The sequence below is a fragment of the Cyclobacterium sp. L-R genome (assembly GCF_056859355.1).
Map to the genome: position 1 here is coordinate 39,175 of NZ_JBSXOH010000101.1, position 17,983 is coordinate 57,157.

At 39.6% G+C, this 17,983-nt stretch carries 9 protein-coding genes; 8 read left to right on the top strand and 1 reads right to left on the bottom strand.

Annotation, left to right across the window (positions count from 1 at the left end; translation table 11 throughout):
- Nucleotides 1-222: 222 nt before the first annotated feature.
- A complete protein-coding gene (locus AC13EX_RS24665; RefSeq protein WP_482894705.1) occupies nt 223-1,635 on the bottom strand; it encodes a hypothetical protein in 1,413 nt (470 codons plus the stop codon).
- A gap of 424 nt (nt 1,636-2,059) precedes the next feature.
- On the opposite strand from AC13EX_RS24665, the gene AC13EX_RS24670 reads away from it, so the two are divergent.
- The 8 genes from AC13EX_RS24670 (at nt 2,060) to AC13EX_RS24705 (ending at nt 17,403) form a co-directional block, all read left to right on the top strand.
- Nucleotides 2,060-2,650: an RNA polymerase sigma factor gene (locus AC13EX_RS24670; RefSeq protein ID WP_482894706.1), complete on the top strand. Its 591-nt coding sequence runs from the start codon at nt 2,060-2,062 to the stop codon at nt 2,648-2,650.
- A 217-nt stretch (nt 2,651-2,867) separates the two neighbouring features.
- Nucleotides 2,868-3,857, top strand: coding sequence for a FecR family protein (locus AC13EX_RS24675; protein ID WP_482894707.1), 990 nt, complete (start codon nt 2,868-2,870; stop codon nt 3,855-3,857).
- Nucleotides 3,858-3,963: 106 nt separating this feature from the next.
- Nucleotides 3,964-7,344: a SusC/RagA family TonB-linked outer membrane protein gene (locus tag AC13EX_RS24680; RefSeq protein WP_482894708.1), complete on the top strand. Its 3,381-nt coding sequence runs from the start codon at nt 3,964-3,966 to the stop codon at nt 7,342-7,344.
- Nucleotides 7,345-7,378: 34 nt separating this feature from the next.
- Nucleotides 7,379-9,016, top strand: coding sequence for a RagB/SusD family nutrient uptake outer membrane protein (locus tag AC13EX_RS24685; protein WP_482894709.1), 1,638 nt, complete (start codon nt 7,379-7,381; stop codon nt 9,014-9,016).
- Nucleotides 9,017-9,021: 5 nt separating this feature from the next.
- Nucleotides 9,022-11,631: an alkaline phosphatase D family protein gene (locus tag AC13EX_RS24690; protein WP_482894710.1), complete on the top strand. Its 2,610-nt coding sequence runs from the start codon at nt 9,022-9,024 to the stop codon at nt 11,629-11,631.
- A gap of 67 nt (nt 11,632-11,698) precedes the next feature.
- On the top strand, nt 11,699-13,234 hold the full coding sequence (locus AC13EX_RS24695) for an arylsulfatase (protein WP_482894711.1): 1,536 nt from the start codon (nt 11,699-11,701) through the stop codon (nt 13,232-13,234).
- Nucleotides 13,235-13,501: 267 nt separating this feature from the next.
- Entirely contained in the window at nt 13,502-15,787 is a 2,286-nt protein-coding gene (locus AC13EX_RS24700; protein ID WP_482894755.1) for a PSD1 and planctomycete cytochrome C domain-containing protein, read from the top strand.
- Nucleotides 15,788-16,041: 254 nt separating this feature from the next.
- Complete coding sequence (locus AC13EX_RS24705; protein ID WP_482894712.1) at nt 16,042-17,403, top strand: Gfo/Idh/MocA family protein; 1,362 nt, start codon at nt 16,042-16,044, stop codon at nt 17,401-17,403.
- Nucleotides 17,404-17,983 lie beyond the last annotated feature (580 nt).

Below are 17,983 nucleotides of genomic sequence, written 5' to 3' on the forward strand. Positions count from 1 at the left end.
CTAAGGCTTCGGCTCCGCTCAGCCACCGGGAATGAGGTGATTTCCTTCATTTATTATGTGCGATTAATTTACAATTCGTGGAAGAAATTCCCCTTTATCCCCCTTTTTAGAAAGGGGGATTTTGATTTTATAGGAATGCTACTTGCGTTACTAACTTTACATTGGGTCAGTTCAATAAGCGAATCAGAAAGGCTAGGCGTAACAGCCACGCAGCCCCATTCATTATTTATAATCCAAACTCATATTTTTCAAGTCATAACCTATATAAAGAGGGCCATAGCCAAAATCATACGACATAATTCCTCCCAGGTTGGGCTCAAACTGATTTTTCATAAACAGACTGTAAATGCCTTGGTTAAATGCTTTCATGTCAAAAGAGAAAACCACATATAGTGTCTTGGATTGTTTGGCGGGTATCTCTGCCTGGTTGGAAGGTACCTCTCCCAAATTAATTTCACCCATATCTTTTGGCTTAACATACATGGTGAAAGGTTGACCTCCAGGTAGGATAACACTGGAACGAAATATAGGGATACTAATGGGGAATTCATTTTGATTCTTAAATGTAAAAGGAATTAAGATTTCAAACCCCCTGGTCTGTGGTCCGGGAAGCTGATCCGGGAAAACAGTATATTTAAACTGATTATAGGAAGTTTGGAAAATATCCCACTTTTCTGAGGCATCAGGGAAACCTGCCGGATCAAGAATATTGTCTACAAAATAATCAGTCAGCTTAAAGCTACTGTTTCGGTACATTAGTGCCTTTGTATTGTTCCATTTAGTATTGATTTGACTGTCGAAAGGCCTAATCAAGTCAAGCATGTAATTCTCAATTTTCACATCCTTGGTCCGGAATATATTGTCAATGACCGGGTCAGGAACAGGAACAGTCATACTCACTACAGCATCAATAAAAGGATCCTTTAAACCGGCCATTTCTCCGTTAACCAGTAAATCTCCAAATGGAATCAAAGCTGTTTTGATGGCATTGGGGTTAATCAGGTTGCTTCCTTCCCCTAAAAGCTTGATTTCAATTGGTTGGTTTGACTTGCTGATCACAGGAGGTGCCGGGATTTTTATTTTGGCGCTGTGTTCATAGGAAAAATCAAACTTGCCGATCTTTTTTTGGAGCAGTTTGTTGAGGTAGGGTTTCAATTCGGAAGATTCAAGATCAAAATCCTCACTGACAGCCAATTGAAAATTCGGCAACATATTGGTGTAATCCGTAAGGTCCAGTTCTATGGCCGACCTAAACGTGATATTGTTGTTTTTGCCCATCAATTGCCTCAACTGATTAGAATTTAAAGTAAAGGAATAATTAAGCAAAGTGTTGGATTTGGGGGGCACCAAAACCTTTTCATGGGTTTTGGCCAATCCTATGTCTTTTCCATCAACGAATATCCCCATGACATGATCAGGAATGGGCAATTCTTTTTTGTAAGGATTGCTGATTTCATAAACCAGATCAAAATTAACGACAAAATCTACAAGGGATGTTTGGTCAAACTTAACATTAAAAGACTGTTGTTTGGCCCTTGGCAACATGTCTTCAAGCACCATCAGGTTGGTACTGCAGCTTAATAATAAGCAAGATCCTATAAATAGTATGAACTGAATAATTCTAGGTGTTTTCATGAGAGGTTGTGTTTTGAGTGGTTATTTTATCTTCAATCTATTGATACATAGTAGAATGAAGCTTACTAAAGGTAGCTCAAAATGCCGGTTTTTTTCTGTGTCATGGGAAAAGGGTGATGATTACACCACTTAAAATCATATTTTGCAATTTGATTCTTCCCATTTTCGAAGACATGTGCTTTGATTCCATTTGCCCTGAAGCCTCCTTAAGTACTAGCTGCCTTTTCAATTCTGGCGGAAGAAAACGAGGTATGAAAATCAACACATGATGACCATTGATTTAAATCGGTTAGATAATTTCATTTATTTTCGTAAATTGAAATATTATAATAAAATCCTATTATAAGCTATTTTAATTAATTACCTATATTGCAAATAACCATTTACCAGAAGTGATTGTGAGCAATTAACTTAAACCCAGATCTTGAGACCCCTAATTTACCATACTGATAAGGATTTGGTATGTTCCCTAAGGCAAGGGGATATAAAAGCTTTTGATGAATTGTATTTCCGCTATCTTCCAAAATTACTTGGTTTTGCTTATAGATACCTTAGCGACAAAATTGAGGCAGAAGAGGCGGTGCAGGTAATATTCATCAAAATATGGGAAAGGAGAAAAACACTTAATGAAAACCGAAACTTCAAATCCTATTTGTTTCAATCCGTAAAAAATCAATTGCTCAATAAACTTAGGGACCAAAAGAAAAACTGTACTATCGAGGAAATACCTGAGAAATATTGTGTCAGCGCTGATAATGTATTTGAAAAATTATCTTTTAAAGAACTGCAGCATACTACCACAGCCCTGATTAAATCCCTTCCCAAAACACAACAAAAGGTGTTTCTTTTAAGTAAATTTGAGGGGCTGAGCAATGAGGATATAGCTTTCCAGTTAAGTCTTTCCAAAAGGACCGTCGAACATCATATTTATTTGGCTACCAAGTTTCTTAAGGGAGAGTTAATCCATAAAGTGTCTATATATGGGCCATTAATTTTGTTTTTTTTTAGTAGTTAATACTAGAGTAGGTATACCAACGTATCTGTACCTGTCTGTTACATAATTTTCTATACTATCATTTAAAATTGTTTCGAATTCTTAAAAGGCAGCCCCTCAATTAGAAATGAAATTTTTTCTGGTTATACTACTGGGAAGAGAAGTTTATCAAAATAATTTTCGTTTTTTTTAAGTAATAAGTCGGTGTCAGGTGTAATGCTTAAAATGAAATAATATTTTGGAGGAGGAAAAGTTAATAAGATTTTTAAATAACCATACTACGCCTAAGGAAAACAGGGAGGTATTGGATTGGTTGAGTAAAGCTGACTCGGAAGACAAGTTCTTCATGATGCTTCACGAAAACTGGAATTCAGAGGAGACGGATAAGGTAAGTAAATTGAAACAGGAGCAAATATTGGGTAATATTCATCATGCAACTTTAAAAAGCTCAAAGGCTCCCAAGAGAAAGCAGATTTTTCATCAATTTTTTAAATTTAGTAAGGTTGCCGCTACTTTCCTTTTGTTTATCTTTTCTGTTTACTTTCTATATGAGGGCATTGTTTTAAAGGAAGATCAAGTAGAAATTACAGGTATTCCAGTTGTAGAAATCCGAAAGCAAACTACCGCCGGTGAAAAACTAAGGTTAACCCTCCCTGACGGCTCAGCGGTAATTGTAAATTCTCTGTCCACGATCACCTTTTCTTCTGATTTTGGTAGTAGCAATAGAGAAATAGCACTTGAAGGTGAAGCTTTCTTTTCGGTAGCTCCAAATAAAAACCTGCCTTTCAAAGTGAAAACCGGCCCTGTGATTACCACTGCATTAGGCACTGCCTTTAATGCCTATGCCCGAGATGAGGGGGTTAAAATTTCGCTCACTGAGGGCAAAGTCAATGTAACCAAAGAAGAACAATTGCTTACCCTTATGCCGGGAGAAATGGCTACAGCGCAGCAAAATGGTTTTTCAGATTTATCCAAAGGAAAATTTGATCCGGCCCAAACAACGCTTTGGAAGGAAGGTAAGATTCGGTTTAAAAGTAAACCTTTCAAAGAGATTCTTCAGTCCCTTGAGACTTGGTATGGGGTTCGTTTCGAAATGAAAAGGGATGAGAATAGAAAAGTCTCGGGCTTGTTCAATAATGAGAGCCTTGAAGACATCCTGACAGGTTTGAGTTTCTCTCTTGATTTTGACTATCAGATTAATCAAAAAAATGTAGTTATAAAATTTTAATTGCCTATGAAATAAAAACAAAAAGCAGGATAAAATTCCCATCGCCAAATGAAACATTTTACCCTGCCCGCTTTAAAGAAATCAATTCAATAAAACACCCAAAATTATGAAAAGAAAAATACTATACCTAATAAAGATGGTATCCAAAAACCTGCTATACGGCTGTTTACTGCAATGTTTGTTTCTGACTACCTTGCTGGCCAATGATTCCAAAGCCCAGATCAAACCGATCGATGAAACATTCCTCCGAATGTCCAATAAGGACTGGAGTGTACGGGAGGTGTTTCATAACCTTGAATCCAAAACAGACTATGTTTTTATTTTTCCGGATGACCTGCTTAGTGAGAAAGATTCGGTTAGATTAAAGACCGGAAAACAATCTGTCAATGACATATTGTTACAGGTAGCTCAATCTTCTAAGTTGAAGTTCCGGCAGGTAAATAATTCCATATATGTAGGGGGATCAAGTCAAACAAATCAAGCTGAAGAAGTTACCATAAGTTTTGATTTCATAGAAATCTCCGGAAAAGTTGTAGACGAAAATGGACAGCCTATCCCGGGTGCGACGGTGCTGGTTGAAGGGACTAATACTGGAACTGCCACCGACCTTGATGGCAATTTTTCTATGGAAGTGGCAGAGGGATCTGTACTGCAGTTTTCCTTTATAGGCTACGAATCTCAACGCATCACGGTTGGCAACCAATCAAGTCTGACCATTACCTTAATTGAAGATCAGTCATCACTGGAGGAAGTGGTGGTAGTAGGGTATGGAACGCAGAAAAAAGTCAATGTAATAGGTTCTGTAAGTCAAATTTCATCTGAAGCGATTGAAAATCGTCCTGTACAGCAACTATCTCAGGCAATTACAGGCCAAATGCCCGGTGTTACGGTGATACAAAGATCAGGTAGACCAGGTCAGAGTGGTGGTGATATAAGGATCAGAGGCGTAGGTTCCTTTGGGGCCACCCCTGATGCATTGATCTTAATTGATGGCATACCCGGAAATATGAATGACATTAATCCTGATGATGTACAATCGATCTCTGTATTAAAGGATGCTTCCTCAGCAGCGATTTATGGAGCAAGGGCAGCAAATGGCGTTATTCTGGTAACTACTAAAAATGGGTCAGCTAAGAAATTGACTGTAAGTTACAATGGATATGTAGGTTTTAATCAACCTACTCAGTTACCTCAATTTGTGGACTCCTGGGATTATGCAGCCATGTATAATATTGCCTCAGGAAGCAATAGTTACACGGCTGAGGACATTGAGAAATACAGGTCCCAATCAGACCCTGATAATTATCCAAACACTCGGTTCTTAGATCATGTGTTTGCTGGAGATGGTACTCAAACTGGGCACACCTTGACTTTGAATGGTGGAGATGAAAACAACAAATACTTTCTTTCAGGGGGGATATTAAGTCAGGAAGGTATTGTTCCAAAAAACGACTATACCCGTTACAACTTAAGGTTAAATCTTGAAAACAAATTGGGGGAAAGTTTGAAATTAACAACGAGACTGTTTGGATCGATAGAGGAGCGAAATGAGCCTCAGGCAACTGCCAATAAAGGGGGAGAGCTCAGTGATCAATTGATCCAGAACGCCATCAGATATCCTGCAATTTTTCTGGGTCAGGCTTCCAATGGTGACTTTGGTATTGGACCCGAAAGTGGGGGAACTCCTGTTTCTTGGTTGCAATCTGATTCCTATCTGACTAACCCTAGAACCCGTGTTGGGATAAATATGAAACTGGATTGGACGCCGGTTCAAGGTTTGGTTTTTTCGGCAATTGGGGGGTATAATTCTTTTCTACTTGAACAGCGTTCTTACCTAGCCTCTCAAAGGCTAAATGACAATATCATACATGACCAATCCTATCTGAACCAATTCAGTAATAAGGAGATTTTTAAAACAGCGCAATTTTTAGGTGAATATTCCAAAAGTTTTTCTAAAAATATCATCGATTTTCTCGTGGGTTATACTTTTGAAAATCAAGTCAATACCTATTTTAATGGCTATAGACAAGATTTTCCAAGTAATGATTATACAGTCATAGGAATGGGAGGAGCTGATAACCAAAGAGTAGGTGGTTTTGATGCTGAATGGGCCATTCAATCCCTTTTTACCAGAGTAAAGTTCAACCATGATGAAAAATACCTGTTTGAAACTACTTTCAGGTACGATGGTTCCTCCCGGTTTCCTGAAGACAATAAGTATGCCCTCTTTCCTTCCATGGCAATAGGTTGGAGACTTTCAAACGAGGATTTTTTAAAAAACTCCTCTTGGCTTTCTGATTTGAAGCTGAAAGCTTCTTGGGGGGTATTGGGCAATCAGAACATAGGTAACTACCCTTACCAGACAGTGCTTGAGTCAGGAAGAAATTATCCCTTGGGAGGAGGTATTTCCACGGGTGCGGCCTATTCAGTATTTAGAGACCCTAATATTAAGTGGGAATCAACCGAAACAACAGACGTAGGTGTTGAAAGTAGCTTTTTACAAGGAAAATTAAGTTTTAACGCCACCTATTTTAAGCGCAAAACGACAGATATTCTTTACCAGCCTACCGCTAGTGTTTCATCGGTGTTAGGCGTGGGCATTGGCGAAGTAAATACCGGTGCTGCTAAAAATACAGGATGGGAGTTTGATTTTGGTTTCAGGGAAAGAGTAAATGATTTTCAATATTCCATTTCAGGAAATTTTTCAATCATCAATAATGAGATTGTTACTTTAGGACTTGGGAATGTGGAGCAGCCGAATGGTTTGGTAGGCAATGGCTCTAGTTTGTTTGTCGGTTTTCCTATGGAAATGTATTATGGTTATAAATCAGATGGTGTATTCTTAAACCAAGAAGACATCAACACATGGCCCAGCCAATCCTCCATTACACCCAACCCTGTTCCTGGTGACATTAGGTATCTTGACATTAGTGGCCCCGAAGGTGTGCCTGATGGAAAGGTAGATCCAACTTATGATAGAACTTATCTCGGGAGTAGAATACCGAAATATACCTATGGACTAAATTTAGGTTCCAAATATAAGAATTTCGATATCTCCCTGTTTATTCAGGGAGTTTCAGGAGTAAGTGGTTTGTTAAATGGTTATGCTGGTCTGGCATTTTTTAATTTAGGTAATATTCAGCAGTGGCAAATGGATGGAAGGTTCAACCCTGACAGTCCAGAGCGATATCCTGCCTATCCGCGGCTTGAGGTTATTACGAATAGTGGGACCCCAAATACAGTTTCATCAGACTTCTGGGTAACCAACGCCTCCTATTTAAGGATTAAAAACATGCAATTTGGGTATACATTACCCAATGAAACCTTGGACAGGATAGGCTTGCAAAACCTTAGAATTTACCTTAGTGGAGAAAATATCCTTTCTCTGACTTCCTACTTTGATGGTTGGGACCCGGAAATAAATACTGGCGGAGCTTATTATCCTATTTTATCTACCTATACCCTAGGTGTAAATGCCAGGTTTTAATCTGAAATAATTTAAAGTTAAAATGACTTCAATTATGAAAAACATTAAAATATATATTCTCACCTTACTTTTACTAGGATCATTTTCGGCCTGCGATGAAAAGCTTGATCAGTTTCCTACAGACGCATTTGCAAGTGGTACCTTTTGGACATCTGAATCCAATGCCCTTATAGCTTTGACAGGCATGTATCGTGGTAATATTGAATTTGGAACTCAAGTGGTGCCATCTGATTGGTGGACTTATTGTGGAATCGTCTTTTTAGAATTTGCTACTGACAATGCTTATGACAGAAGAGGAGATAATTCTACCTATAACCGACTTACGGATGGAACCCTTCTTCCCAACAACAATGTAGTTGATGGTTATTGGAGTGGTTCCTACAGAAGAATAGCCATTGCCAATGATTTCTTAGAAAATATTGACTTGGTAAGTATGCCTCAAGAAAAAATTGACAGGATGAAAGCCGAGGCAAGGTTTATCAGAGCCACTCAATATTTTTATTTGTCCCAGTTTTGGGGGGATGTACCTTTGGTTACAAGTACTTTAACACCTGATGAGGCAAATAATGTGGAAAAATCTGATAAATCGGTAGTCGTTGACTTTGTTGATACCGAATTGAAAGCAGCTATAGATGCCTTACCCCGATTTTCCTCCCTTGGGGCTTCTGAAATTGGAAGAGCTAGCAAACAAGCAGCCATGGCCTTTCTTGGACGACTCTACCTGTCCGAAGAAAGATATGATGAAGCCTCAGCCACCTATAAGCAAATCATAGACTACGGGGACAATGAGTTGGCTTCCGATTATGGTTCACTTTTTACACCCCAAAATGAGAATAGTTCGGAGAATATATTTAGTTCTCAATTTGTTTCAGGGCTGGCTCCAAATGCCCTACCTCAGCACGCTTTTCCTGCGGCATCAAGTGGGTGGCACATAGTCAATCCACTGGGAAGCTTGGCCGAAGCCTATGGTTTTGATGATGGATCCGATTTTTCTTATGATGATCCTAAATTTATTCAGGAAGACATGGGAGCAAATAGAGATCAGCGCTTTAGAGATACCTTTATCTGGAATGAATCTACTTTTCAAGGAAAGAGGTATGTCTGTCATCCTGATTCCTCTCAATCTGTTGATCAACTGACCTATTCCAAACAGGCCACAAGAACAGGATTTGGCTTAAGGAAATTTTTCGATGAGTCTTTTAGTGGAAATTTAAGAACAGATTATGGTGGAAATATTCCAATTATTAGGTATGCCGAGGTTTTACTAAGTTACCTTGAAGCTGAACTGGAGGCAGGCAATGCGATAACCCAGGAATTATTAGACCAAAGCATCAACCTGGTTCGAGGAAGGGCATCGGTAGCTTTGCCACCCATAACAGAAACAGATCCATCTTCTCTTAGAGAACTGCTAAGAAGAGAAAGAAGGATTGAACTTGCCTTTGAAGGTACACGACTTTGGGATATCTTTAGGTGGAATATTGGAGGTGAGGTCCTAACTGGTGATTTTTGGGGTGCTCCTTTCCCGGAATCAGAAAGGTATCCTACCACATCTATAAAACTCGATCCCAAGTCTCGTTGGTATGTTACCTCCAAAAATTTCAGACCAGGTCAAGATGAAAAATGGCCGATTCCTGAATCAGAAACAAATATTAATCCAAAATTAGCTGACTAATTTATATGAAAAGAAGAAAAGCCATCAAATCAATCGCCTTAGGAACAGTAGGTTCATCTTTCGTTCTTACTGAAAATTGGGCTGGAACAAGGCCTATAATATCCTTTAAAAAGGGAAGTCCGCTTAAAAGCAATTGGCAAAATTGGCCTGACATGGCTTGGGTAGGTCCTGAATACTGGGGGAACCGACTTCAGGATTGGGAATTGAAAAATGGCAAAGCCGTTTGTAACCTAAGTGCTAAAAACAGAACCCTCCATAGCCTTACCCATCAATTGAGCCCAGCAGCTGATTCTTTTAAAAGTGAAGTAAAGGTAAGCTGGCTAAAGGAAGATAAAATTGGTGATTCAACGTCCTATGTAGGGATAAGGTTAGGAGCCAGAGGGAAATTTGAAGATTACCGCTCTGCGGCAGTTTTTGGTAAAGGGCTGGATGCTGGTATCAATGGTGAGGGTTATTTATTCATTGATGAGCAGGTGGGGACGGAGAAATTGCCCTTGGACAAAGAAATTAATCTAGTGGTGAAAGGAGAGAAAGGTGCTTTAACAATAGAAGCTTTTGTCCCTATAAGTAAGGAACTGCTAGGAGTTTTAAAGATTGAAAATTACAGCGGAAACCTTGGTGGAAATATTGCATTGGTTTCCCATTTTCCTGAAGAGGCACTTTTCGAAGCCTCTGTAGCTTTTTCGGATTGGGCTGTAACAGGAGAGAAGGTATTAGCAGCAGAAAACCAATCATTTGGGCCTGTCTGTTTTGCGCATTATACCTTGCATGATGGTGTATTAAAGCTAGGTGCTCAATTGGCACCGGTAGAAAGAATCAAGGGAAATAAAGTCAGCTTACAGGTAAAAAAAGGAAATGGCTGGACCAATATTCAAGAGGCAAAAATTGATGCCCTAGGAAGGGTAGCCCATTTCCGCCTTGAAAATTGGGCCGAAGAAGCGGCAATCCCATATAGAGTGAAAATGGATTTACCTTTAGAAAATGGTGTTCGGAGTTTTTATTATAATGGTACCATTGCTGAAGAACCAATAGACAAGGATCAGGTTAAGCTTGCCGTTTTTAGTTGCAATGCAGATTATGGATTTCCGGACAACGAAGTAAGCCTTCATTCACTGAAACATGGACCTGATATGGCGGTGTTTTTAGGGGATCAGTTTTATGAAAGTACCGGTGGATTTGGTATTCAAACTTCACCATTGGAAAAATCAAGCCTGGACTATCTCCGTAAATGGTACATGTTTGGCTGGTCTTATAGGGAAATATTTAGACATATACCATCAGCTTTTATTCCGGATGACCATGATGTTTATCATGGCAATGTTTGGGGAGAAGCAGGAAAGGTGGCCCCAACCGATGAAGGATGGACCTATGTAGCCCAAGATCAGGGAGGCTATAAAATGCCGGCAGAGTGGGTAAATATGGTGCAATTGACACAAACAGGTCATCTTCCCGATGCCTTTGACCCGACACCTGTAAAGCAAGGAATAGGTACTTATTATACCGATTGGGTATATGGGGGAATTAGTTTTGCCATACTTGAAGACAGAAAGTTCAAATCTGCACCAAAAAATGTATTGCCTGAAGAAGCGAAGGTTACCAATGGCTTTATTCAAAACAGGGAATTTGACATCAAAAAATACTATGACATTGAGGCAGACTTGCTAGGTGAACGTCAATTGAAATTTTTGAAGCATTGGTCTACTGACTGGAGCAAGGGGGCAGAAATGAAGGCAGTTTTGTCTCAAACCAACTTTTGTACCGTAGCGACCCTCCCGGAGGGTAGTATTATCGACAGTATTGTGCCAAAATTACCCATTCCTGAATTGGGAGAATATGTGCCGGGTGATGCGCCTACTTCTGACATGGATTCCAACGGTTGGCCACAGAAAGGGAGAGATGAAGCCATAAAAATAATCAGAAAGGCTTTTGCTTTGCATATTGCCGGAGACCAGCATTTGGCCTCGGTTGTGCAATATGGGGTAGATGAATTCAAAGATTCCGGCTATGCTTTTGCCGGGCCTGCATTGAACAATTTATTTCCTAGGCGCTGGTGGCCACCGGTACCTGAAAATCATGAACCTTTACCAGGAAAGCCAAAGTATACTGGGAATTTTAATGATGGATTTGGAAATAAAATGACCGTGCATGCGGTGGCAAATCCACGAAAAACAGGCGTTGAACCTGCACTAATTCATGACCGTTCTACCGGCTATGGAATAGTAACCTTTGATAAGAAAGGTAAGCAAATGACCATGGAATGTTGGCCTAGGTATATCGATCCAAAGGCCAATCCAAACGGGCAGTATGAAGGTTGGCCGATAACCGTTTCCCAAAAGGAAAATTATGCAAGAAATGCCAAGGGAAGTCTACCTCCTTTGGACTTAAGCAATTGTAACAAACCGATAGTAGAAGTATTTGAAGCGCAATCAGGGGAATTGGTGTATTCTCTTAGGGTCAATGATAATGTTTTCCGGCCGGAAGTTTTTAGCGAGGGAAATTACTTCGTGAAAGTTACAGATGATAAGCGAGGAAAAAGTATGGTTTTTAATCAGCTGAATACCAATTCTGGTCCTATGGCCACTCTAAAAGTTGATTTTGATACCAATAAAGTATAAAACATCCCAAAATAAAATAGCCATATTCTAATGGAAATTTAAATTACCTCAACCATATAAATTAAGAATGAAAAACAGATTACTATTATTACTACCTTTTATTGTTTCCCTATTGCCAGCTTGCCAAAGTCAGGAAGAGGAAACTGTTCCTCCAAATATTATTTACATCCTGGCAGATGATTTGGGATATGGCGATTTGGGATGTTATGGACAGGAAAAAATTGAAACACCCAATATTGATGCTTTGGCAGCTTCAGGAATGATGTTCACACAACATTATTCAGGAGCACCTGTATGTGCCCCCGCAAGAGCAGTATTGCTCACAGGGCAACATTCAGGTCATTCTCAGGTAAGAGGAAATGATGAGTGGGGTAGTAGAGGTGATGTTTGGAATTACCATGCCATGTTAGCGGACTCAACCCTTGAAGGCCAGAGACCAATAGCAACAGGTACTTATACCCTTGGGCGTATGCTTCAAGAGGCCGGTTATACTACGGCCGTAGTTGGTAAGTGGGGTTTAGGAGCTCCACATACTGAAGGCATCCCAACCAATCAAGGTTTTGATTATTTCTTTGGCTACAACTGTCAAAGGCAGGCCCATACCCTTTATCCGGTCCATCTTTACGAAAATGAACAGCGGGTATATTTGAACAACGATACAATCGCTCCAAATAAAAAATTGGCGGAAGGTGCTGATCCCTATAATTTGGAAAATTATGGAGATTATTTTCTTACTGACTATGCTCCTGAGCTGATGTTTGATAAGATTACCAACTTCGTGGACGAACAGAGTAGCGAAGAACCTTTCTTTTTATATTGGGCAACCCCAATACCTCATGTACCTCTTCAAGCCCCTACAAAATGGATAGACCATTATGTGGACAAGTTTGGTGATGAAGAGCCTTATTTGGGAGAAAATTCTTATTATCCATCGCGCTACCCAAGGGCCACTTATGCAGCCATGGTTAGTTATATGGATGAGCAAGTAGGGGAACTTGTTGAACAATTAAAAAGGAAAGGGCTATATGAAAATACCTTAATCATTTTCACTTCTGACAATGGTCCTACCTTCAATGGGGGAACAGATTCTCCATGGTTTAATAGTGGGGGAGCGTTTCGAGAAGAAAAAGGTTTTGGCAAAGGCTTTCTTTATGAAGGTGGTATTCGGGTACCGATGATCGCCTCATGGCCAGGGAAAATCAAAGAAGGATCGGTTAGTGACCATGCATCAGTATTCTATGACGTAATGCCCACTTTGGCTGAGGTGGCTGGTAAACCATTAGAAACAGCTACAGACGGAACCAGTTTTTATCCTACTTTAATCGGTCATTCTCAGTCTCAACCTGAATTCCTTTATTGGGAATTCCCTTCCTATGGCGGCCAGATAGCCGTCAGAATGGGAGACTGGAAAGCCTTAAAATTGGATGTACAAAAAGGAGGTTCTTATTGGTTATTGTTTGATTTAAAAAGTGATCCTTTGGAGATGCATGACGTGGCTAAAGAAAATCCCGATATTCTAAAGAAGGTAAATGAAATTGTAGAAAGGGAACACACAACCTCACCCAATGAAAGGTGGAGATTTGAGGAATTGGATGGAGTTTAACTGAAGTTTAGCTTTCAATGTTCTTTTGAGTTGAAAATAAGATAAAGTCATTATCCGCCTTAAACAAATAAAGTAAATAAGGGCAGATAATGGCTATTTATTGGAAGGTAATGGCAATGCTAAACAAAAATCCTTATAAATAATGTTGTTTTGAAATACAGCAGCAGAATATATGTTTGCAATCTAATTGAGAACCATTAAATTAGAAGTATAATTAATGTAAACCCGGTAGGATTGAAAAATACAGCTGTTGTTTTATCGATATTTATGGTATTTTTCATTGTGGCAATGGCTTTGAATAGTTGTTCCAATGAGAATGCCAACAAAGAAATCAAAATTCCTGATCAAGTCAGTTATAATTTCCATATTAGACCTATTTTATCTGACAATTGCTTTGCCTGCCATGGGCCCGACGCCAATAAAAGAGAAGCCGGACTGAGACTGGATACTGAAGCTGGAGCATATGCTGCATTGAAGGAGAATCCTGATCAGCATGCCATAGTCCCGGGGAGCACCAATAAGTCTCAAGTGATAAAAAGGATTTTTTCGGAGGATGCCTCCGAGAAAATGCCACCTCCAGAATCTAATTTGACGATTACTGATTTTGAAAGGAACCTGATTAAGAAATGGGTGGAGCAGGGAGGAGTATATGAAAAACATTGGGCCTTTGAACCCCCCACTAAGAAAACCATTCCCATACCGGATAACGATGAATGGAGTCATAATCCAATTGATGGTTTTATTTTTGAAAAAATGGAGGAAAAAGGATTGACTCCAAGTCCAAAAGCTGAGGAAGGTTACCTTCTTAAGCGATTGAGTTTGGACCTTACCGGACTTCCGCCGACCTCCGAAGAAGTCAGGCTTTTTGACTCAGGTCAAAAGTCATGGGAGGAGATGATTGATCATTACCTTAATAAACCAGCTTACGGGGAAAAATTGGCCTTGCTGTGGCTTGATATTTCCAGGTATGCAGATTCTTTTGGCTACCAGAATGACAATATCCGGACCCAATGGCCTTACCGGGATTGGCTAATTCATGCCTTTAATAAGAATATTCCATATGACAAATTTTTAACCTGGCAGTTTGCTGGTGATCTACTTCCTGAACCAAATAGGGAACAACTTTTAGCTACGGCCTTTAATAGAAACCATAAAATTACAGAAGAGGAAGGGGTGATCCATGAAGAGTATAGGGTGGAATACGTTTTAGACAAAACCAATACCTTTAGCAAGGTTATTTTGGGTATGACCATGGAATGTGCCCAGTGTCATGACCACAAATATGATCCGATTTCTCAAAAGGATTATTTCAACCTATATGCCTTTTTTAACAATACACCAGAAAAAGGTTTTGAAGGGGGAGCCGGATCTGCTGTCCGAGCCAAGACTCCACTGATGTGGATAGATACTGAGGATACGGAAGGAATTTTGGGTTTTATCAACCATCCAGATACAAACAAAGTGGCCGTTTCCATCATGCAGGATCTTCAAGATTCGATCCGTCCTACCTTTATTTTGGATAGGGGCTTATATGATGCGCCAAAAGGTGAGCCACTAAGCCCTAACACACCGGATATCATTAAGCCTTTTTCTCAAGAATTACCCAAAAATAGGTTAGGTTTAGTAAAATGGGCCTTTGCTGAGGATCATCCTTTGACCTCAAGGGTTTTTGTCAACCTTATTTGGCAGGAGATTTTTGGGGTGGGGCTGGTGCCCTCATCCGGAGACTTTGGCATGCAGGGCAAACTCCCAACTCACCCTGAATTATTGGATTGGTTGGCTGTGGAATTTAGGGAAAGTGGCTGGGATATAAAAAAGCTTATTAAATTAATAGTTAGCTCTGCTACCTATCAGCAATCCTCTGCAGTAAGCAAAGAAATGCTGGCTATTGATCCTGACAATACTTATCTGTCCCGATTTCCCAGGTTAAGATTGCATGCTGAATTGATTCGGGACATGGTACTTGCCAGTAGTGGCTTACTGGTGCCTGAATTAGGTGGGCCGAGTGTCAAGCCTTACCAACCTGAAGGCTTGTGGGAAGCTTCCAGTTCCGGAAGGGGGGAGCTTAATATTTACCGGCAAGATAAAGGGGACAAGTTGTACAGAAGAGGGATTTATACCTTCATTAAACTCACACTACCACCTCCTTCGCTATTGATTTTTGATGGGAGTAATAGGGACATTTGCCAGGTCAATAGAAACCGAACCAATACACCTTTGCAGGCTTTGGCCATGCTTAATGATCCTTTGGTGCTTGAAGCTTCTAGGGTGCTTGCAGAGAAATTGAATGCAAACTATAAGGACGAAAAATCTGCGATTGATGAGGCCTTTGTTCGAATCCTCGGCCGTTTGCCTAAAAGTGAGGAAGAGAAGCTATTGAAAGCGTTTTATGTTGAGGAGTTATCAAGATTTCAAGAGGATCCTGATATTGCCGTCAACACCTTAATGGTAGGAGATTCTCCGGCAGCTAAAATGGAAGAAATAAGGACTGCCGCATTAATGCAGGTTATTGTAGCCATTTATAATTTGGAGGAGACCCTCACAAAAACCTAAATGATACTATTACCCATTTATTTCGAGATCATTTGTCAAAGTGGGAATTATTAAGTTTCACAATCTACTTCAAGAGAAGCAATTATTTATGCCATTTCAACTTCCTGAAATGCAGAATAACCCCAACCTTACCCAAATACCGAGGTGTATTAATATCATTTGATTGGAAAAGCAGGACGGCTCTTAACAAACTGAGCTAGTTGCTTTACTGTGAATTATATGAATGTACGTGTTTAGCAATTAAAACTTTAATAATGAAGAAGGACAATAATTCCTCTAGGAGAAAATTTTTATTGAACACTGCGGCCATTGCCCTGGCTCAACCTCTTTTATTTAATGTGCCTGTTTTTGCCAAAACAAATAGGAAGAAACTTAGGCATGCCTGTATAGGAGTAGGGGGGATGGGTGGACATGATCTCAGTCGATTTAATGCACATCCTGATGTGGAAATTGTAGCCATTTGTGACATTGATGAAAATCATTTGGCAAAGGCAGCTGAAATTTTACCCAATGCAAAAAGATTTACGGATTGGCGCGAGTTGTTTGCACAGGAAGCAGATAATTTTGATTCTGTCAATGTAAGTGTGCCTGACCACAATCATTTTCCAATTGCCTACACAGCAATCAGCAAAGGCAAGCATGTGTATTGTCAAAAACCGATGTGTCACGATGTTAGTGAAATCAGAGACCTAACTGAAGCCGCTAAAAAAGCAGGAATCATCAGTCAATTGGGGACGCAGCACGCCTCTGGAAAAGGAGATCGAACAGCCGTACAATGGATTAAGGAAGGACATATTGGGAAGGTCAAACAGGTTTACCTTTGTTCCAACAGGCCAGGGGCAACAGAGGCCTATAGGTTTGAAGGGCCAAGGCCGAAGAAAGATGAAAAAGTTCCTGATCATGTACATTGGGACCAATTTATTGGCACGGCACCCATGCGTCCTTATGCATCTAAAATCTACCACCCTGCCAAATGGAGGGCATGGCAGGATTTTGGTACCGGCTGGTCTGGTGATATTGGTTGCCATATTTTAGATGCGGTTTGGAAGGGAATGGATTTAAAAGCACCTATTTCTGTAATAGCCAAAGTTCAGGAATCATGGAAAAACTCACCGGAAAGAAATGTAGATACCTGGCCACAGAGTAACCACATTACTTGGGTTTTTCCCGGGAATGAGATGACGGCTGAAAATGAATTGAAAGTGGAGTGGTTTGATGGTGAGTTTTATCCTCCAGAAGAGGTTAGGGCTTTGTTTTCTTTAGAAAATTATCCGGCAGAATCTGCCATGTTAATAGGGACTGAAGGTGCATTGCTTATCCCACATACTAAAATGCCTGTGCTTTTACCAGAAGATAAATTTAAGCACGTTAAAAACCCTGTATTAGAAGATAGAGACCATTACCATTATTTCGCAGATTCCTGCTTAAAGAATGTAAAAACAGAAAGCGATTTCTCAATCTCCGGACCTATGTCCGAAACAGTAATTTTAGGCACTGTGGCCATTCGGGAACCAGATATTTTCTTGGATTGGGATGCAAAAAAAATGCGTGTCAGGAATGTTAAAAAGGCCAATCAGCATTTGTCTAGAAAATACAGAAAAGGCTGGAAAGTTTAAATTTTGCCACATTGATATTTAGGTTCATTTCAATGTGGCCCGATAGCACTTCAAAACGAAACACATAAGGTTCTTAATTGAAAAAGTCTAAGAAAGGTGTTATGCACGCTTTTTTGGACTTTTTTTGCCATTTTTTATTGAAAAGAAACTGAGCTTGAAGTGATTTCAAGGCACAGAAGAAAGCCTATTGCCTATCACGGGATTAATTTCTTAACACTCCTGCCATTTAAAGTAGCGTAGCTTGGGGGTATCTAGGTCATATTTTCCCAAAAGAAGCAAAACCCCATTTTATATTTGAATTTGGTTATAGTACCACCCATTAATATAGGTATAGGTTTAATACATAAAAATCTTTTATTACAACAAATAATTATTTATGTTGTGTTGTAATTTCAATAAAATATTTCAATAAACAATATGAAGTCGATGTGAATTGAATATGAATTCTTATAATAGGAATTATAGTGTATTTTTCCTTTATGGGTAAATAAAAGTGACTTATTTCAATTTATGATTATATATTTTATTCATTACATTAATGGGTAAAATTGCAGGATTCACAATTGGATTGTTCCGAATA